Source organism: Paracoccus methylarcula (assembly GCF_003007735.2).
In the GTDB taxonomy this organism is placed as follows: domain Bacteria; phylum Pseudomonadota; class Alphaproteobacteria; order Rhodobacterales; family Rhodobacteraceae; genus Paracoccus; species Paracoccus methylarcula.
Genome location: NZ_PXNQ02000002.1, coordinates 455,066 through 473,777, shown reverse-complemented (window position 1 = coordinate 473,777; position 18,712 = coordinate 455,066). Strand labels below are relative to the sequence as shown.

Below are 18,712 nucleotides of genomic sequence, written 5' to 3'. Positions count from 1 at the left end.
TTCATCAGGATCGGAAACATGGCAGAAGCGCAGCACCCTGCCCCTGCGGGCGATATCGATTTGGGCCTTCACGACCCCCTGGCCGAAAGCTTTCCCGCCGGGATCCAGGGTCGGCTCCTCTACTGGATCGCGGTGGCATTCTCGCTTTACCAGATCGCCATTGCAGCACATATCGTCAATCTTTCCAGCCAGATACAGCGGGCCTTGCATCTGGGCTTCCTGATGCTTCTGTGTTTTCCGCTGCTGGCCGCGTTGCGCAATCATGGGCCGGTGGGCAGGGCTGCCGCGTGGGTCATGGCGGGGCTTGGCGTCATCGTCGCGGGCTATCAATGGGTGGAATATGTGCCGCTGATGATGCGCTCGGGTTCGCTGAACCAGATCGATGTCGTCATCGGAATCATCGCGCTGGTCACGACATTCGCTGCCGCATATGTGGTCATGGGCCCTGCCCTGCCGATCGTCGCCGGAGCCTTTCTGGTCTACGCGCTGTTCGGCGAATATTTCCCCGGCCCGCTCGTCACCCGCGGCTATGATCTCGCGCAGGTGGTCGAGCAGATGAGCTTCGGAACCGAGGGGATATATGGCACGCCGCTTTACGTCTCGGCGACCTATATCTTCCTGTTCATCCTGTTTGGCGCATTTCTTGAAAAGGCCGGGATGATCAAGCTGTTCACGGATGTCTCACTGGGCATGGTCGGGCATCGCATGGGCGGCGCGGCCAAGGTCTCGGTGGTCAGTTCGGGGCTGATGGGCACGATCTCGGGCTCGGGCGTGGCCAATGTCGTCACCACCGGTCAGTTCACCATCCCGCTGATGAAAAGCTTCGGCTATCGCCCGGCTTTCGCCGGCGGGGTCGAGGCGACGGCGTCGATGGGCGGGCAGATCATGCCGCCGGTCATGGGCGCGGTTGCCTTCATCATGGCGGAAACCCTCGGCGTCGCCTATGTCGAGGTCGTCCGCGCCGCGATCGTCCCCGCGATCCTCTATTTCGCCTCCGCCTTCTGGATGGTCCATCTGGAGGCCGGGCGCCGCAATCTGCGCGGCATGGCGGAAGACGAACTGCCCTCGGCGCTCAAGGCGCTGCGCGAGGCTGGTACCTGATCCTGCCACTGGCGGTTCTGGTCTACCTGCTGTTCTCGGGCTACACGCCGCTTTTCGCGGGCACCATCGGGCTTGCGCTGACCATGATGCTGATCCTCGGCGCTTCAGCGGCGATCGGATTGCCATCGGCACTGCTTCGGACAATCTTCTGGATCGGATTGGGACTGGTCGCAGCCAGCTTCCTGAAATTCGGCAACAATGCGCTATGGGCCGGAATTGCTGCCCTGCTGGCCTGGAACGCGGTCAGCCAGGGCGGGCGTGCGACGATCCGGCAGGTCGTGGACAGCCTTGCCGAAGGGGCCAAGACCGCCCTGCCCGTCGGCGTGGCCTGCGCGCTGGTCGGTGTGATCATCGGCACCATGACCCTGACGGGGGCTGCCAATACATTCGGCCTCTATATCGTCTCGGTGGGCCAGAACAGCCTGTTCCTGTCGCTGGTCCTGACCATGCTGACCTGCCTTGTCCTTGGCATGGGCATCCCGACCATTCCCAACTATATCATCACCTCGACCATTGCCGCGCCTGCCCTGCTGGAACTGGGCGTGCCGCTGATCGTCAGCCATATGTTTGTCTTCTATTTCGGCATCATGGCCGATCTGACACCGCCCGTGGCGTTGGCCTGCTTTGCCGCGGCCCCGATCGCGAAGGAAGGCGGGTTCAAGATCAGCCTTGAAGCGCTGAAGGTCGCCGCTGCGGGCTTCGTGATTCCCTATATGGCGATCTACACCCCCGCCCTGATGCTGCAGGATGGCGGACCGCTGGCCGAATCCATCGGCTATGCGCCCGCCGTCGCCTATATCGTCGTCAAATGCGTGATCGCCATAGGCCTGTGGGGGATTGCCGTCATCGGCTGGCTGGGCCACAATCTCGCCATATGGGAGCGTGTTCTGGCTGCCATTGCTGCGTTTACCCTGATTGCCGCGATGCCGATGACCGACGAGATCGGCTTCGTGCTTGCTGCCCTGTTCGCGTTCCTGTCCTGGAGAAAGTCACGCATATGAACGGATGCCTTCTGGCCGGGATGATGACCATCGCCCTGCATGGCGCGGATTTCCGGTTGGAATGGACCCATTCGGTCGAGAAGGTCACCTGGCGCGAATATTGGCGGATCGAGGAAGACGGTCTCGAACTGACCCGCGCGGCGGTCAAGGGATCCGGTGCCGGGATGGAGCCGGGGGACGATGCCGAATTGCAGGATGGCTGGTGGGTCTGGACTCCGGATCTGCCGGTTCAACCGCAATTGGCGCTTGCCGCGAGCGGAGCTACCGGGGGGGCATGGCGCATCTGCGACAGGGATGCCTGCCGTGAAATCGGCGCGGCTCCGGGCGCACCGATCATCCTGCGCCCCTGTCCCTAGAGCAGTTTGCGCTCAATCGAGTCCACCCCGGCTCACTTCTTCTTCATGCAAGTATCCCGGGGGTCCGGGGGCAGCGCCCCCGGCCATCGCAGGATGCTACTCGCAGCTGAACCTGACTGACTGCATACTGCCCTTAGGCCCGGTCCTCGTCATCATCCCCGCCCTGCCCGCCGCCGCCCCGCAGCCGGGACGCCACGGCCACCCCGATCCCGAGGCCACCAGCAGCTTGACCATGCTGCCGGTATTGCTGTTCGCCGCGGCAGAGACCTTGCGCCGCGTATGGGCGGCCTTTCGCGCCGTTTTCCCGGCGCCACCCAAAAGCGAGAACAGCTTGCCTTCCGCCATGCCCATCACCCGCGCCGCCTCGCTTCGCGCACGCTCGGTGGCCGCATCGGCGGCAAGGCCGACACGCATATCGACTTCGCGCTTCAATTCGTCACTGCCGGGAATCGGGTGGCGAGGGGTCTTCGCCAGCAATAGCACAAGCAGGCCGATGAACAGCAACCCGCCGCCAATCGCCAGTGAGGCAAGCGTGCTTCCCCAGCCCAGGCCATTGGCAAGCCAGGTCCACAATGCGGCGATCAGGAACCCCGCCCCGATGGCGATCACGACACCGGCCACGGTTTTCATGGCCGAGCGCCGCAGCAGGTCTCCTAGGGCGAGTTGAAGCCGCCGGGTGTAATCGAACATCCGCCCGGTCTCAGCGGCGCGCCAGGATCAGGCCGACGAGGAAACCCAGTCCGGCGGCAATTCCCAGGGATTTGGCGGGATGGCGGCGGACCAGTTCGGACAATTCGTCATAGCCTTCCTCGGCCTTGCGATGGCCCTCTTCGTAAAGCCGTCCAGCCCCGGCGCGCGCGCGATCGGCATATTCGCGGCCTGTTTCACGGACCGTTTCGGCAAATTCGGCACCGCGCTCGCGCAGGCGTTCTGCAGCCTGGTTGTCGGCCATATCCTCCAGCGTTTCGCGCGCGTCCTCCTTGAGCTTGCGGGCCCCCTCTTTCAGGTCCTCGCGCGCTTCGCGAGCGGCAGCCCTGGTGTCGTGCTTGACGTCTTCGGCGGTCGTGGTCCGGTTAGCCATGCTGTTTCCTCCGGTGGATTCGTTCAGCTTCGCTATTCCAACACGCCAGTCAATTCCTTGTTCCAGGGTTTCACCGAATTTGTCCTGGATATCGTGAAAAGAGAATGGGTTCAAAAGGCGATTGCCGCGACGGACCCCATCGCGGGCATCCCGCCAGCCAATGGCCGGGAATTGATCTGCAAATGCTGTCACAGGGGGAATTTCGATGGTACCGCCTCCCCGGCTTGAACGGGGGACCTCTGGATCCACAATCCAGCGCTCTAACCAACTGAGCTAAGGCGGCACGGAGCCGTTCTCTAAACCCGGCGAGCGAAGGTTGCAAGCCCGACTTGCCGGGAAATTTGCAACAGGCTACAGAAAGCTTTGCGAAGACAGGGGTCAGGACCGTGAGCATCAACAGCCAAAGTGAAATTGCCGCCAATCTGCAGGTCGGGCCGACGGATCAGGGTATGGTACGGATCTATGTCGAAGGCGAAGGCATCGATCTGCCGCTGGATTTCGATCCCGAGGAGGCGACGGAAATCGCCGAGGAGCTGCTGGCCGCGGTCGAGGCCGCGCGAAAGATGGGCTCGAAGGGCGGCAAATCCAAGCCGCGCGGAAAATCCTGATTAATCAGACGGTTGATTTACAAGCCTGCCGCAGCCATTCCGGAATCGCGGATACCCGGACCTGATCGCGGCATCGCTGCCGGCGCCGTCACCTGTCCAGATGCCCAAGCGAGAGATCGGGTTCGATCAGATTCCGGATGCGCTGCTTCAGGGTCCTGATATCGGGAAAACCGCCATCGCGCTTGCGGTCCCAAATCGGCGTGCCATCAAGCGAGATGCGGAAAACCCCGCCCGTATCATCGGGAATCAGGGTGACGCTGATCGCCGTGCCGAAGGTTGACAGGCATTCCTGCGCATACCAGCCCGCCCTCAGCAACCAGTTGCAGCCGATGCAATAGGTGATCTCGAGATTGGGCATATCCGTCTCCTTTCCGTCACAGCGCCATGTCGTCGCGATGAACCAGCGCGGCGCGGCCGGGATAGCCGAGGATCGACTCGATCTCGGCCGAGTGATGGCCGATGATGCGGCGGGCCTCATCGGCGGTATAGCGGGAAAGCCCGGTGGCAAGCGCCTCTCCCGAGGGACCGGAGATCGTCACCGGGTCGCCGCGCCCGAAGGCACCGGCGATCGCGCGGACTCCGGCGGGAAGCAGGGATTTGCCGCGGCGCAGCGCATCGGCGGCCCCCTGGTCTATGCTCAGCACACCCTTTGGCTTCATCGCCGCGATCCAGCGCTTGCGCGCCGCCTGCGGATCGCCGTCGGGCAGAAACCAACTGGAGCGAGCCCCCTGTGCCACCGCGGTCAGCGGGCGCGTGACCGAGCCTTCGGCGATCACCATGGCACAGCCACCGGCGACGGCGGTCCGGGCGGCCATCAGCTTGGTTCTCATGCCGCCCTTGGACAGTCCCGAGACAGGATCGCCGCCCATCGCCTCGATCTCGGGCGTCAGCTGCCTGATGACCGGCAGATGCCGGGCGGTGGGATCGGTCTTGGGATTGGCGGTATAAAGCCCGTCCACATCCGACAGCAACAGCAACTGATCGGCCCCGCAGGTCACGGCGATCTGCGCGGCCAGCCGGTCATTGTCGCCATAGCGGATCTCGTCGGTGGCGATGGTGTCGTTCTCGTTCACGATCGGCACGACGCCAAGCGACAGGAGCGTCTGCATCGTCGCCCGGCTGTTCAGGTAGCGCCGCCGCTCGGCGCTGTCCTCCAGCGTCAACAGGACCTGCGCGGTCGTCACCCCATGCGGGGCAAGCGCCTCTTCATAGGCGCGGGCAAGGCGGATCTGGCCAACAGCCGCCGCCGCCTGCGCCTGCTCCAGCGGCAGGGCACCCGGAGCAAGGCCCAGGACCCGGCGGCCAAGCGCGATGGATCCGGACGAGACCAGCACGACATCGGTTCCGCGCCGCCGCCATTCTGCCACATCGTCGCATAACCCCCGCAGCCAGTCGCCGCGCAACCCGTCGGGACCGACCAGCAGGGCCGAGCCGATCTTGATGACCAGCCGGCGGGCAGAGCCAAGGGAAGGGGCTAGGGCTGCCATGGCGCGTCAGGCTCGTCATCCCGGATCTGCCGGGTCGGTGCGATCTTGGTCCAGAGCGCGCGCAGGACCTCGGTCACGCCCTGCCGCGCGACGCTGGACATCAGATGCACCGTCTCGCCGAGCTCGGCCTCCAACGCGGCGCGGCGTTCGGAGATGGTCTCGTCGTCCAGCGCGTCGATCTTGTTCAGCGCCGTGATACGTGGCTTCGACATCAGAACCGGGGAATAGGCGTCAAGCTCGGTCAGGATGGTGCGGGCATCGCTGGCCACGTCCTCGGAGGTGCCGTCGACCAGGTGCAGCAGCACCGCGCAGCGCTCGACATGGCCAAGGAAGCGGTCGCCGATTCCCCTGCCCTCGCTGGCGCCCTCGATCAGCCCCGGAATATCGGCCATGACGAATTCACGGCCATCCACCCCGACCACGCCGAGATTGGGATGCAGCGTGGTAAAGGGATAATCGGCGATCTTGGGCCGGGCGTTGGACACGGTGGCCAGGAAGGTCGATTTGCCCGCATTCGGCAGACCCACCAGCCCGGCATCCGCGATCAGCTTGAGCCGCAGCCAGATTGTCCGCTCGACCCCCGGCTGGCCCGGATTGGCCTTGCGCGGCGCACGGTTGGTCGAGGTCTTGAAATGCAGGTTCCCCCAACCGCCATTGCCGCCTCTGGCCAACAGGACACGCTGGCCCTGCTCGGTCAGATCGGCGATCGCGGTTTCCTCGTCCTCTTCTAGGATCTCGGTGCCGACCGGCACTTTCAGCACGATATCGTCACCGGATTTCCCGGTCATCTGGCTGCCCATGCCATGCTGGCCGGACTTGGCGAAGAAATGCTGCTGATAGCGGAAATCGATCAGCGTGTTCAGCCCCTCGACCGCCTCGGCCCAGACATCGCCGCCACGCCCGCCATCGCCGCCATCGGGGCCGCCATATTCGATGAATTTCTCGCGCCGGAACGAAACGCAGCCGGCGCCGCCGCCGCCCGAGCGGATATGAACGCGTGCCAGATCGAGGAATTTCATCGGCTTTGCTCCTTTGATGTCCGCTCAGGCGGTTATGCGCTGGCCTGGAAACGCAACAGGTATCCGTCAGGTCCTGAACCAGGAATTCGCGGGTGATCGACCAGCCGCCACCCACACGATAGCTTTTTTCTTCGATCGGGCGGAACAACCGCCATCCGGCCTCTTCCAGTGCGGCCGCAATCGGTTCAACCGCATCGACGCTCATCTGGAAATTCACGCCCCGGCCAAAGGGACGTTCCAGGGAACCAGTGGCCCATTCCCCGTTGAACCGGCATAGCATGATTTGCAATGCGCCTCTCTGAAGATAGGCAAATCCCGAATCGGGCCGAGAATAGGCGATGGAAAAACCCAGCAAACCACACCAGAATTGCAGGCTTTCATCGAGGTCGCTTACGTCAAGCTCGGGAACCATGGGGGCAAAACCGCCCTCGGGCCTTCCGCCATCCGACGCGGCACTGTTCCGCTCTGCCTGATCCATATCCACCGATGCTCCTTTTCCAGCAGGCGATACGCGGATGCGGCGCCTCACGCAAGGGATGGCAAATCGCGCCGTCCTGCTTATCTAGAGGAAAAGGAGTTCCCGATGATCCATTTCGACAACAGCTATGCGCGACTGCCCAAGGGGTTCTTCGCCCGCATCGACCCGACTCCGGTCTCTGACGCGCGGCTGATCGCCCTGAACGCGGAACTCGCAAAGCGGTTGGGGTTGGAGGTGGACTGGCTGCGCGGCCCCGAGGGCGTGGCAATGCTGGCCGGCAATGCGCTGCCCGACGGGGCGGAACCCATCGCGCAGGCCTATGCCGGGCATCAGTTCGGGGGCTTCGTGCCGCAGCTTGGCGATGGCCGGGCCGTGCTGCTGGGCGAGGTGGTGGCGCCGGACGGGGCGCGCTTCGACATCCAGCTCAAGGGCAGCGGCAAGACCCCGTTCTCGCGGATGGGAGACGGGCGGGCATGGCTGGGGCCGGTGCTGCGCGAATATGTGGTCAGCGAGTTCATGGCGGCCATGGGCGTGCCGACGACGCGGGCGCTGGCGGCGGTGACCACGGGCGAAACCGTCTGGCGCGAGACCGCCCTGCCCGGAGCGGTGCTGACACGGGTGGCGGCCAGCCATATCCGGGTCGGAACCTTCCAGTATTTCGCCGTCCGGGGGCGCGACGACGCGCTGGCGGCGCTGACCGATCACGTCATCGCGCGGCATTATCCCGATGCGTCCTGCCCGCTGAACATGCTCGACAAGGTAGTAGAGCGGCAGGCGGAAACCATCGCGCGATGGATGGCGCTCGGCTTTATCCACGGGGTGATGAATACCGATAACATGGCCGTCTCGGGGGAAACGATAGATTACGGACCTTGCGCCTTTATCGATGGATATCATCCAGATACGGTTTTTTCCTCGATAGATCAGATGGGCCGCTATGCCTGGGCGCAGCAACCGCAGGTCGCGGTCTGGAACCTGGCGCAACTGGCGACCTGCCTGATCCCGCTGATGGGCGAACGCGATGCCGCCATCGAGGCCGCAACCCGCTCGGTCCATCGTTTCGCACCGCTTTACCAATCGGCATGGCTGCGGCGCTTTGGCGAAAAGCTGGGGCTGCGGGATGCGGGAGAGAATATCCAGCCGCTGGTCGAGCGGCTCTTGACCATCATGGCCCGGCAGCGCGCGGATTTCACCCGCGTCTTTTGCGGGCTGTGCGACGACTCGGCACGCGACGAGTTCACCGATCCGGCGAAATTCGACGCATGGGCCGAGGACTGGCGGTCCTTCTGCCCGGATGACGAGGTGATGGCGCAAGCCAACCCGCTGCGCATTCCCCGCAATCACCGCATCGAAGAGGCGATCGCCTCGGCTGTCGCAGGCGACCTGACCCCGTTCGAGCGGCTGTTCGACGCCGTGACCCACCCGCATGAGGATCGCCCGGAATGGAGTGATCTCGCCTCCCCTCCGCGTCCCGAAGAGATCGTCCGGCAGACCTTTTGCGGCACATGAAGGTGATGCGGCGCGGTCTTTGCAACGGCCCGGTCCCGGCATAACCTGCGGGAAGGTAAAAGGGACACAGGGTCGTGTTGAGATTAGCCAGTTACAATCTGCACAAATGCCGCGGGCTCACCGGCCCGCACGCGCCGGAGCGCAATCTTGCCGTCATCCGCAGGCTCGATCCCGATATCATCGCCCTGCAGGAAGTCGATTTCCGTTTCGGCGCGCGTTCCGAGGCCCTGCCCCGCGCCCTGATCGAACGCGAAACGGGACTGGTCCCGGCCGATATCACCGGAACGAGCGAAAGCTCACTTGGCTGGCATGGTCAGACGATCCTGATGCGTCCTGATCTGGCCGCGTCGGCTGTCTTGCGGCGTTTGCCACTACCGGGGCTGGAACCACGTGGAGCCGTCGCGCTGCGCCTGCCTCAACTGACGGTGATCGGCCTGCATCTGGGGCTGACGCGATCCTCGCGCCGGGCGCAGCTTGCCCGGATCGCGGCGAAGGCAGGGCGGATCGGCAAGGATCACGTCGTCATGATGGGCGATTTCAATGAATGGCGGGATGACCGGGGGCTGGAAATCCTGTCGGAATTCAGGACCGTGGCGCCGGGACCGTCCTATCCTGCCCCCCTGCCGCGCCTGAAGCTGGACCGCTTCGCCATCTCGCAGGGGCTGGAGCTTGTCGCCACCGGAGTATTCGCCGAGGCGCGGGCGCGCGACGCCTCGGATCACCTGCCGATCTGGGCCGATATCCGGCTGCCATGACAATTGCTGCTTTCGACTTGGTGCTCTGCCGGTTATGTAGGCGCTAACGATGATTAACGGAGGCTATCCATGACCGCCATCTTCGATATTTTCGCCCGCGAGATCCTCGACAGCCGCGGCAATCCGACCGTCGAGGTCGATGTAACGCTGGAAGACGGCACGATGGGCCGCGCGGCCGTTCCCTCTGGTGCCTCGACCGGCGCTCATGAAGCGGTGGAGCGGCGCGATGGCGACAAGTCGCGCTATATGGGCAAGGGCGTGCTGGAGGCCGTCGCCGCCGTGAATGGCGAGATCGCCGAGTTGCTGGTCGGCGAGGATGCCACCGAGCAACGCGCCATCGACGCGCTGATGATCGATGTGGACGGCACGCCGAACAAGGGCCGCTTGGGCGCGAACGCGATCCTGGGCGTGTCGCTGGCCGTGGCCAAGGCCGCCGCAGAAAGCTGCGCGCAGCCGCTTTACCGCTATGTCGGCGGGACGGGTGCGCATGTGCTGCCGGTGCCGATGATGAATATCATCAATGGCGGCGAGCATGCCGACAATCCCATCGACATCCAGGAATTCATGATCATGCCGGTCAGCGCGGAAAGCATCCGCGACGCCGTGCGCATGGGTTCCGAGGTGTTCCACACGCTGAAGAAAGAGCTGTCCGCGGCGGGGCTGGCCACCGGTGTGGGCGACGAGGGCGGCTTTGCCCCCAATCTGTCTAGCACCCGGGACGCGCTGGATTTCATCCTGAAAGCCATCGAGAAGGCCGGCTACAAGCCCGGCGACGATATCATGCTGGCGCTGGATTGCGCCTCGACCGAGTATTTCAGGGATGGCAAATACGTGTTCTCCGGCGAAGGGAAATCCCTGACCCCGGCAGAGAATGTCGATTATCTCGCGGCGCTTTGCGGCGATTACCCAATCCTGTCGATCGAGGATGGCTGCGCCGAGGATGACTGGGATGGCTGGAAGCTGCTGACCGACAAGCTGGGCGACAAGGTGCAACTGGTCGGCGACGATCTTTTCGTGACCAATCCCACCCGCCTTGCCGACGGTATCGCCAGGGGTTGCGGCAACAGCCTGCTGGTCAAGGTCAACCAGATCGGCACCCTGTCGGAAACGCTTGACGCCGTGCGCATGGCCGACCGCGCCCGCTATACCAGCGTGATGAGCCACCGCTCGGGCGAAACCGAGGATGCCACCATCGCGGATCTGGCCGTCGCCACGAATTGCGGCCAGATCAAGACCGGCAGCCTCGCCCGCTCGGACCGGCTGGCGAAATACAACCAGCTGATCCGGATCGAGGAAATGCTGGGCGCAACCGCCATCTATGCGGGCCGCTCGATCCTGCGCTGACGGGTTTCGGCCCCTGCCCGGACAGGCGGGGGCCTTTCGCGTGGGAGGTCGCGGCATCAATTTCCATGATTGTCAGATGGTTACGTGCAAATTGTCAGAAGGCGCATTAGATCTTCTTTTTCACATACATGATCTCAATGCCCCCTCGACAGCCGGTGATCTCCGGCTAAACTGCGGCCCGTGACTGGCGGCAGAAACACGGGGGCCAACATCCCCACCGCCCAACTCGGAGGAGAATAGATGAAAGATTCCAAGAAACTGGACCGCCGGTCCTTCCTGACCCGCGCCTCGGTCGGCGGTGCCGCCGCCGCTGCGGGATCGGCATTGGCCGCCCCGGCGATCGCACAGGGATCCCCCTCGATCAACTGGCGCCTCGCGTCGTCCTTTCCCAAATCGCTCGACACCATCTATGGCGGCGGCGAGGAACTCTCGACGCGGCTGAAGGAAGCCAGTGACGGCAAGTTCAACATCCAGGTCTTCGCCGCGGGCGAGATCGTTCCGGGGCTTGACGCGATCAACGCGGCGACGGATGGAACCGTGGAATCGGCGCATTCAGTGGGCTATTACAACTGGGGCAAGGATCCGGCCTTCGCCTGCGGCGCCGATCTTCCCTTCATGCTCAGCGCCCGGGCCAAGGCTGCCTTCAATTACCAGGGCGGCGGGATCGAGAATTACAACGAATTTCTCGACCAATACAGCCTCGTCGCCTATCCCGGCGGCAATACCGGCGTGCAGATGGGCGGCTGGTATCGCAAGGAAATCAAATCCCTGGAAGATATGAAGGGCCTGAAGATGCGGATCGCCGGTCTTGCCGGGCGCGTGGTCGAAAAGCTCGGCGTGGTGCCGCAGCAGGTTGCCGGGGGCGATGTCTATCCGTCGCTGGAAAAGGGCACCATCGACGCCGCCGAATGGGTCGGACCCTATGACGACAGCAAGCTGGGTTTCCAGAAAGTCGCGCCCTATTACTATTATCCCGGGTTCTGGGAAGGCGGACCGACGGTCAGCTTCTTCTTCAACAAGGCGAAATTCGAGGAACTGCCCGAAAGTTACAAATCCCTGCTGCGCACCTGCTGCCAGGCAGTGGACCAGAACATGCTGGCCAAATACGACAGCAAGAACCCGACCGCATTGAAGGAACTGGTCGGATCAGGGGCCCAGCTTCGCTCTTTCAGCGAAGATATCCTGACCGCCGCCTTCGATGCCGCCAACGAGGTTTACGCAGAGCTGTCGGGCGAGAACGAATGGTTCAAGAAACAGTACGAGGCGATGCTGCAATATCGCGACGACTGGTATCTCTATGCCCAGACCGCAGAATATTCCTTCGACACCTTCATGATGATCCAGCAGCGCAATGGCAAGCTGGCCGTCGGTGGCGGTCAATAAGGACCGGATAGCGTCACTGGCCGGGGGTTTCACACCCCCGGACCCCCGTGGGATATTTTCATGAAGAAGAAAGGGCCGGGATTGCAGCGGGACGCGGCCGAGTTCGGCTATGTGACCGTCAGCCGGCCTGCTCCTTCATGCGCTTCTGCGATTACCGCCGCATCCGCGAATCCGTGATCGCGGAAGATCGCCAGCACGCTGTCGGCGCTTTGCGCGGCACAAGAGACCAGCAATCCGCCGCTGGTCTGCGGATCGGACAGCAACGCGCGATCCACATCCGCGAAACCATCGGGCAGGCTGACATCCTCGCCATAACTGGCCCAGTTGCGTCCCGACGCGCCGGTGACGAAGCCGCTTGATGCCAGCGCGCGCGCGCCCGGCAGCAGGGGCACCGCTTTCCAGTTCAGCCTCAATTCACAATTCGAGCCCCGCGCCATCTCGAGCATATGTCCGGCGAGGCCGAAGCCGGTGACATCGGTCATCGCGTGAACTCCCGGCAACCGGGCGAGATCCGGGCCGGGCGTGTTCAGCCGCGTGGTTGCCGCGATCATCTGCGCATAGCCTTCCGCATCGAGCGCCTCTTTCTTCAGCGCGGCGGACATGACGCCGACACCAAGCGGCTTGCCCAATATCAACAGATCACCGGGACGCGCCCCGGCATTTCGCTTGACATGGGCCGGGTCGACCAGGCCCATGGCGACCAATCCGTAGATCGCCTCGACCGAGTCGATCGTGTGGCCACCGGCAATCGGAATGCCCGCATCGCGGCAGGCCATTGCCCCGCCCTCAAGGATGCGGGCGATGGTGTCGGACGACAGCGTGTTGATCGGCATGCCCACCAGCGACAGCGCCATGATCGGCGTGGCACCCATCGCATAGACGTCGCTGATCGCGTTGGTCGCGGCAATCCGGCCGAAATCCAGCGGGTCATCGACGATGGGCATGAAGAAATCCGTCGTCGCGACCAGCGCCTGATCGTCATTCAGCCGGTAGACGGCGGCATCGTCCGAGGTTTCGATCCCGACCAGGAGCGCCTCGGGGACCGGCAGCATCGCGGTGCCGCGCAGCAGCCCGGTCAGCACGCCGGGGGCGATCTTGCAGCCGCAGCCGCCTCCGTGGGACAGCGAGGTGAGGCGGGGTTCGGATGCGATCGGGGCGTTCATTGGCGATCCTTGGGAGAAGATTGTTCAGCGGCAGGATATGGACCGGCGGCTGTCCGGGCAAGCGCCCTGTCGGTCAGACCGGGGCGCGGTAACTCGCCAGCTTTGCACCGAAGCCGATGAAGACCACCCCGGTCACGCCTTTCAGCCAACGCTGGACAGAGCTGCTGCGGGCCAGCCCGGTCAGGCGCGAGAACAGCAGCACCATCGCCCCGAACCAGATCACGTTGATCGCCGAATGCAGGAAGACCAGCAGGAATGCCGAGGCAACCGGATGGCCGCTGGTCGGAATGAATTGCGGAAATACAGCAAGGTAGAACATCGACACCTTTGGGTTCAACCCATTGGTCAGCAGCCCCTCGACATAGGCGCGCCACAGGCTGCGCCTGTGCCGTGCCGGGGTTATGCCGCCGGGGATGGCGATCTTGCCGCGGATAGCCTGGCGCAGCGATTTGATCCCGATCCAGAACAGATAGGCCGCGCCCAGATACTTGACGATCGTGAAGGCGGTCGCCGATTGCAGCAGGATGATCGAGATACCCAGGATCGACAGGGCGCCATGGATATAGAAGGCGGTGAAGAAACCGGCGATATTGGCGAAGCCGGCGGCAGGCCCGGATGTCGGGACGGTCCGGGCGATCAGCACGCCATTCGGTCCCGGTGAAGCGACCAGCAAGGCGGTCGCCAATGCGAATGTCGCGATCTCTGCCCAGCTCATTGCCCTGCCCTCCTGCCCGCGTGAGTCGACGCCAGAATGAACCCGGCCACGGGCAGAGGCAATCCGGAAATGGAAAGGCCCGCCCCCGGGTGTCGGGGACGGGCCATTGATGCCAGGGCTTGCGCCGCGATCAGTTGTCGCGCTTCAGCGCGGCACCAAGGATATCGCCAAGCGAGGCGCCCGAATCCGAGCTGCCATATTGATCGATGGCCTCTTTTTCCTCGGCGATCTCGCGCGCCTTGATCGACAGGCCGAGACGGCGGGTCTTGGTGTCGACATTGGTGACGCGGACATCGACCTTGTCGCCGACCTGGAAGCGCTCGGGGCGCTGATCCTGACGGTCGCGGGCCAGGTCGCTGCGGCGGATGAACGACTTGACGCCGTTATATTCCACCTCGACGCCGCCATCCTCGATCGCGGTCACTTCGACGGTGACGATCGAGCCGCGCTTCACGCCGTCGACGGCCTCGGCCATATGCTCGTTTTCCAGGGCCTTGATGGACAGCGAGATGCGCTCTTTCTCGACATCCACGTCCTGCACGACGGCCTTGACCATGTCGCCCTTGCGGAAGTCCTGGATGGCGTCTTCGCCACGGGCATCCCAGCTGATATCCGACAGGTGAACCATGCCGTCGATATCGCCTTCGAGACCGACGAACAGACCGAATTCGGTGATGTTCTTGACCTCGCCCTCGATGACGGTGCCCGAGGGATGGGTCTCGGCAAAGACTTCCCAGGGGTTGCGCATGGTCTGCTTGAGACCCAGGGACACGCGGCGCTTGGCCTCGTCGATTTCCAGGACCATGACGTCCACCTCTTGCGAGGTCGAGACGATCTTGCCCGGATGGACGTTCTTCTTGGTCCAGCTCATTTCCGAGACATGGACCAGGCCCTCGACACCGGCTTCCAGTTCCACGAAGGCGCCGTAATCGGTGATATTGGTCACGCGGCCATGATGCACCGAACCGAGCGGGAACTTGTCGGCCACGGTATCCCAGGGATCGTCCTGCAACTGCTTCATGCCGAGGCTGATGCGGTGGCTGTCCTTGTTGATCTTGATGACCTGGACCTTGACGGTCTCGCCGATCGACAGGATTTCCGAGGGGTGGTTCACGCGGCGCCATGCCATGTCGGTGACATGCAACAGACCGTCAACACCGCCCAGATCGACGAAGGCACCGTATTCGGTGATGTTCTTGACAACACCGTCCACACTCTGGCCTTCGGTCAGGTTGGCAATGACCTCGGCGCGCTGTTCGGCGCGGCTCTCTTCCAGGATGGCGCGGCGCGACACGACGATATTGCCGCGGCGACGGTCCATTTTCAGGATCTGGAAGGGCTGCTTCAGACCCATCAGCGGGCCGGCGTCGCGCACCGGGCGGACATCGACCTGAGAGCCGGGCAGGAAGGCCACGGCACCGCCCAGATCGACGGTGAAACCACCCTTGACGCGGCCGAAGATGGCGCCTTCGACGCGCTCTTCATCGGCATAGGCCTTTTCCAGACGGTCCCAGGCCTCTTCGCGGCGGGCCTTTTCGCGGCTGATCGAGGCTTCGCCACGGGCGTTCTCGACACGGTCCAGATAGACCTCGACCTCGTCGCCGACCGACAGGCTGGCTTCCTCGCCGGGATTTGCGAATTCCTTGAGATCGACGCGGCCTTCCATCTTGTAGCCGACATCGATGATGGCTTGTCCCGCCTCGATGGCGATGACGCGGCCCTTGACGACGCTGCCCTCATCGGGCGTGTCCATGTCGAAGCTTTCGTTCAGGAGGGCTTCGAATTCCTCCATGGTCGCTTTAGCGCACATGCGTTTTCAGTTTCCTTTACGTCGGTTTATCTGGCCAGACGGTTGGCTCCGCCGGTCTGTTGATGCCTTTCAGTAACGACAAAGGGTCGTGGCTATGCGCCCGACCCGTATTCCTGCGGCCTGTTATGACCATGTCGCCCGATTGACTGGGGCCCAGATAATCCTTGACGCGGCAAAGATCAACCGTAAAGCGCGTATTCCCGGGTTATGTCCAGCCGGAAATATCGCTTGCACCCCGGAGGCGGCGGGCGATATATTCATACGAACATATCGAAAGACGGACATACCGATGCATTTCATCCGCGCCATGCTCTTGCCCGTGACGCTGCTGGCCGCCACCCCCGCCCCTGCGGAAGAGATCGTCGTCTTCGCTGCAGCCTCGCTGAAAAGCGCTTTGGACGAAATGGCAGCCGGGTTTCGCGCCGATACCGGGAATGACGTGGCGATTTCCTATGCGGGTTCGGGCAAGCTGGCCCAGCAGATCCTTGCCGGGGCACCGGCGGACCTGTTCATCTCGGCCAATCTCCAATGGATGGACGAGATCGAAAACGCCGGGCTTGTGGCCAGGGAGGGACGGCGCGACATCCTGGGCAACAGGCTGGTCCTGATCGCGAATGACTCGGAACAGCCCAGGGTCGAGATCGGTCCCGGAACCGATCTGCCGGCGCTTCTGGACGGCGGGCGGCTGGCCATGGGACTGGTGCAATCCGTACCGGCGGGGCAATATGGCAAGGCCGCGCTGGAACATCTCGGATTGTGGGATGCGGTCGCGGAGAATGTCGCGCAGACGGATAATGTCCGGGCGGCGCTGGCCCTGGTCTCAAACGGCGAGGCCCCTTTCGGAATCGTCTATGCAAGCGATGCTCTCGCCGGAGACAATGTCACCGTGGCCGGAGAATTCCCCGAAAGCAGCCATCCCCCGATCATCTATCCCGCAGCGCTGCTGACCCATACCGGGGATCAGGCCGACCGCGCCTTTCTCGACGCCCTGTCGGGAGAGGCGGCGGCGGCGATTTTCGCCCGGCACGGTTTCACGGTACTGAATTGATCCATGAATGACTGGCTGTCCCCCGATGAATGGCAGGCCGTCGCCCTGTCGCTGCGCGTCTCGGCCGTGGCGGTGCTGGCCAGCCTGCCATTCGCGCTTCTCGTGGCCCATGCGCTGGCGCGCTGGCGCTTTCCGGGGCGCGGCCTGCTGAACGTCCTCGTGCATCTGCCGCTGGTGCTGCCGCCCGTCGTCACTGGCTACCTGCTGTTGCTGACCTTCGGGCGGCGCGGCCTGGTCGGACAATTCCTCGACCAGCAACTCGGAATGGTCTTCGCCTTTCGCTGGACAGGCGCGGCACTGGCCGCTGCGATCATGGGGTTTCCGCTCATGGTCCGCGCCATCCGACTGGCCATCGAGGCGGTGGATCCCCGGCTTGAACAGGCGGCCTCGACGCTCGGTGCGCACCGCATCTGGGTCTTTGCCACGATCACCCTGCCGCTGATCCTGCCCGGTATCCTGGCGGGAACCGTGTTGGGCTTTGCCAAGGCCTTCGGGGAATTCGGCGCGACGATCACCTTTGTCTCGAATATTCCCGGCCAGACCCAGACCCTGCCCCTGGCCATCTACACCTTCCTGCAGGTCCCGGGTGGCGAGGCCTCGGCGCTGCGGCTCGTGCTGGTCGCGGTGGCTATCGCCACGGGAGCATTGCTGCTGTCGGAATGGCTGGCGCGTGCGGTCGCGCGCCGGATCGGGGGGCGCTGATGCTCTCGGTCGCGATCCGCCACCATTTTCCCACCTTTACACTGGATGCCGCGTTCGAGGCGCCGCCCGGCGTGACCGCGCTGTTCGGGCGCTCGGGCTCGGGCAAGACCAGTATCGTCAATGCCGTCGCCGGGCTGATGCGCCCCGATGCGGGCCGGATCGAGATGGATGGGCGGCTGCTCTCGGATAGCGGAACCGGGCATTTCCTGCCGCCCCATCGCAGGGGAATGGGTTACGTCTTCCAGGAAGCCCGGCTGTTCCCCCACCTGACGGTGCGGCAGAACCTGCTTTACGGGGGCTGGTTCTCGGGCCGCCGTGATCGGGCCGGGTTTTCCCGGATCGTCGAGATGCTCGGGATCGGCCATCTGCTGACCCGCCGACCCGTGGCCCTGTCCGGGGGCGAAAGGCAGCGGGTGGCCCTGGGCCGGGCGATCCTGTCCGATCCGCGCCTGCTCTTGATGGACGAGCCGCTGGCCGCGCTGGACGAGGCGCGCAAGGCCGAGATCCTGCCCTATCTGGAGCGCCTGCGCGACGAGACCGGGCTGCCGATCCTCTATGTCAGCCATGCGCCGGCCGAAATCGCCCGACTGGCCACGAATATCGTCCTGGTCGAGGGGGGGCGGGTTATCGGCGCGGGGCCTGCGGCAAGGATCCTGTCGGATCCGGCAATCGCCCCGGTTCTGGGTCTGCGCGAAACCGGGGCGATCATCACCGCCCGTATCGAGGCCCATGAGGCGGATGGTCTGACCCGGCTTGGCACCGCCACCGGAACGATCTTTCTGCCGCATGTCGAGGCCCCGCCTCGCTCCGTCATGCGCCTGCGGATCCTGGCGCAGGACGTCATGATCGCCCTGGACCGGCCCGAGAGAATCTCGGCGCTGAATGTGCTGCCCGCGGTTGTCCGCGACCTGACCGAGACGGATATCGGCATGCTCGTCCGGCTCGACGCGGGCGGCGAGGCCATGCTTGCGCGGATCACCCGGCGCTCGGCAAGCGCGCTGGCGCTGGAACCGGGCAAGCCGGTTCACGCGGTGCTGAAGGCGGTCTCACTCGCACCGGGGAGCATCGGAGGCGCGGAATCCGGGGGCAGCACCCTGCCCTGACGGAAACGATCCGGGCAACGAGAACCGAACGGGGACCGCCCGGGCAAAG

Annotated in this window: 17 protein-coding genes, 1 tRNA gene and 2 pseudogenes; 10 read left to right on the top strand and 10 right to left on the bottom strand. The window is 64.0% G+C overall.

Annotation, left to right across the window (positions count from 1 at the left end; translation table 11 throughout):
- Positions 1-18: 18 nt before the first annotated feature.
- Together A7A09_RS05415 and A7A09_RS05410 are read left to right on the top strand one after the other, a co-directional pair.
- Positions 19-2,102 (top strand): annotated as a pseudogene (locus tag A7A09_RS05415) (TRAP transporter permease).
- Positions 2,099-2,458, top strand: coding sequence for a DUF1850 domain-containing protein (locus A7A09_RS05410; protein ID WP_106690403.1), 360 nt, complete (start codon positions 2,099-2,101; stop codon positions 2,456-2,458). Before A7A09_RS05415 ends, A7A09_RS05410 begins: the two are co-directional and overlap by 4 nt.
- Before the next feature lie 96 nt (positions 2,459-2,554).
- On the opposite strand, the gene A7A09_RS05405 is transcribed toward A7A09_RS05410, so the two are convergent.
- From A7A09_RS05405 to A7A09_RS05395, 3 genes are all read right to left on the bottom strand, one after another.
- On the bottom strand, positions 2,555-3,148 hold the full coding sequence (locus A7A09_RS05405) for a hypothetical protein (protein WP_106690402.1): 594 nt from the start codon (positions 3,146-3,148) through the stop codon (positions 2,555-2,557).
- A 10-nt stretch (positions 3,149-3,158) separates the two neighbouring features.
- Positions 3,159-3,539, bottom strand: a complete 381-nt coding sequence (locus A7A09_RS05400) for an ElaB/YgaM/YqjD family protein (RefSeq protein ID WP_106690465.1) — start codon at positions 3,537-3,539, stop codon at positions 3,159-3,161.
- 206 nt (positions 3,540-3,745) lie between these two features.
- A tRNA-His gene (locus tag A7A09_RS05395) sits at positions 3,746-3,822 on the bottom strand.
- A 103-nt stretch (positions 3,823-3,925) separates the two neighbouring features.
- On the opposite strand from A7A09_RS05395, the gene A7A09_RS05390 reads away from it, so the two are divergent.
- Positions 3,926-4,147 (top strand): DUF6324 family protein, encoded by a 222-nt coding sequence (locus A7A09_RS05390; RefSeq protein WP_106690401.1) that lies wholly within the window; start codon positions 3,926-3,928, stop codon positions 4,145-4,147.
- An 88-nt stretch (positions 4,148-4,235) separates the two neighbouring features.
- Here A7A09_RS05390 and A7A09_RS05385 read toward each other — a convergent pair whose 3' ends face one another.
- From A7A09_RS05385 to A7A09_RS22020, 4 genes and pseudogenes are all read right to left on the bottom strand, one after another.
- Complete coding sequence (locus tag A7A09_RS05385; protein WP_106690400.1) at positions 4,236-4,505, bottom strand: Rdx family protein; 270 nt, start codon at positions 4,503-4,505, stop codon at positions 4,236-4,238.
- Between the two features lie 16 nt (positions 4,506-4,521).
- The gene (gene proB / locus A7A09_RS05380) at positions 4,522-5,634 is read right to left on the bottom strand and encodes a glutamate 5-kinase (RefSeq protein WP_106690399.1); all 1,113 of its coding nucleotides are present in this window, start codon (positions 5,632-5,634) and stop codon (positions 4,522-4,524) included.
- The gene (obgE, locus tag A7A09_RS05375) at positions 5,622-6,653 is read right to left on the bottom strand and encodes a GTPase ObgE (protein ID WP_106690398.1); all 1,032 of its coding nucleotides are present in this window, start codon (positions 6,651-6,653) and stop codon (positions 5,622-5,624) included. The genes proB and obgE overlap by 13 nt, the downstream gene beginning before the upstream one ends.
- A 160-nt stretch (positions 6,654-6,813) precedes the next feature.
- Positions 6,814-7,065 (bottom strand): annotated as a pseudogene (locus A7A09_RS22020) (VOC family protein); the annotation flags it as partial.
- 171 nt (positions 7,066-7,236) lie between these two features.
- Between A7A09_RS22020 and A7A09_RS05365 the strand changes: the two are divergent.
- The 4 genes from A7A09_RS05365 to A7A09_RS05350 all read left to right on the top strand — a co-directional run bounded on the left by A7A09_RS05365 (position 7,237) and on the right by A7A09_RS05350 (position 12,122).
- Positions 7,237-8,640, top strand: a complete 1,404-nt coding sequence (locus tag A7A09_RS05365; RefSeq protein WP_106690397.1) for a protein adenylyltransferase SelO — start codon at positions 7,237-7,239, stop codon at positions 8,638-8,640.
- A 74-nt stretch (positions 8,641-8,714) separates the two neighbouring features.
- Positions 8,715-9,395, top strand: a complete 681-nt coding sequence (locus A7A09_RS05360) for an endonuclease/exonuclease/phosphatase family protein (protein WP_106690396.1) — start codon at positions 8,715-8,717, stop codon at positions 9,393-9,395.
- A 69-nt stretch (positions 9,396-9,464) separates the two neighbouring features.
- Entirely contained in the window at positions 9,465-10,739 is a 1,275-nt protein-coding gene (gene eno, locus A7A09_RS05355; protein WP_106690395.1) for a phosphopyruvate hydratase, read from the top strand.
- Positions 10,740-10,997: 258 nt separating this feature from the next.
- On the top strand, positions 10,998-12,122 hold the full coding sequence (locus tag A7A09_RS05350) for a TRAP transporter substrate-binding protein (protein WP_106690464.1): 1,125 nt from the start codon (positions 10,998-11,000) through the stop codon (positions 12,120-12,122).
- Between the two features lie 107 nt (positions 12,123-12,229).
- Here the strand turns inward: A7A09_RS05350 and selD are convergent, their stop codons facing one another.
- The 3 genes from selD to rpsA form a co-directional block, all read right to left on the bottom strand.
- Entirely contained in the window at positions 12,230-13,285 is a 1,056-nt protein-coding gene (selD, locus tag A7A09_RS05345) for a selenide, water dikinase SelD (protein WP_106690394.1), read from the bottom strand.
- A 73-nt stretch (positions 13,286-13,358) separates the two neighbouring features.
- On the bottom strand, positions 13,359-14,000 hold the full coding sequence (locus A7A09_RS05340; protein WP_106690393.1) for a LysE family translocator: 642 nt from the start codon (positions 13,998-14,000) through the stop codon (positions 13,359-13,361).
- Between the two features lie 130 nt (positions 14,001-14,130).
- Entirely contained in the window at positions 14,131-15,810 is a 1,680-nt protein-coding gene (rpsA, locus tag A7A09_RS05335; RefSeq protein ID WP_106690392.1) for a 30S ribosomal protein S1, read from the bottom strand.
- Between the two features lie 289 nt (positions 15,811-16,099).
- Between rpsA and modA the strand changes: the two genes are divergently transcribed.
- Genes modA through modC form a run of 3 tightly spaced genes read left to right on the top strand, consistent with a single transcriptional unit; the run spans position 16,100 to position 18,663 of the window.
- Positions 16,100-16,858, top strand: coding sequence for a molybdate ABC transporter substrate-binding protein (gene modA, locus A7A09_RS05330; RefSeq protein ID WP_245999147.1), 759 nt, complete (start codon positions 16,100-16,102; stop codon positions 16,856-16,858).
- Positions 16,859-16,861: 3 nt separating this feature from the next.
- A complete protein-coding gene (gene modB / locus A7A09_RS05325) occupies positions 16,862-17,560 on the top strand; it encodes a molybdate ABC transporter permease subunit (RefSeq protein ID WP_106690391.1) in 699 nt (232 codons plus the stop codon).
- A complete protein-coding gene (modC, locus tag A7A09_RS05320; RefSeq protein ID WP_106690462.1) occupies positions 17,557-18,663 on the top strand; it encodes a molybdenum ABC transporter ATP-binding protein in 1,107 nt (368 codons plus the stop codon). The genes modB and modC overlap by 4 nt, the downstream gene beginning before the upstream one ends.
- The last annotated feature ends 49 nt before the right edge of the window (positions 18,664-18,712 follow it).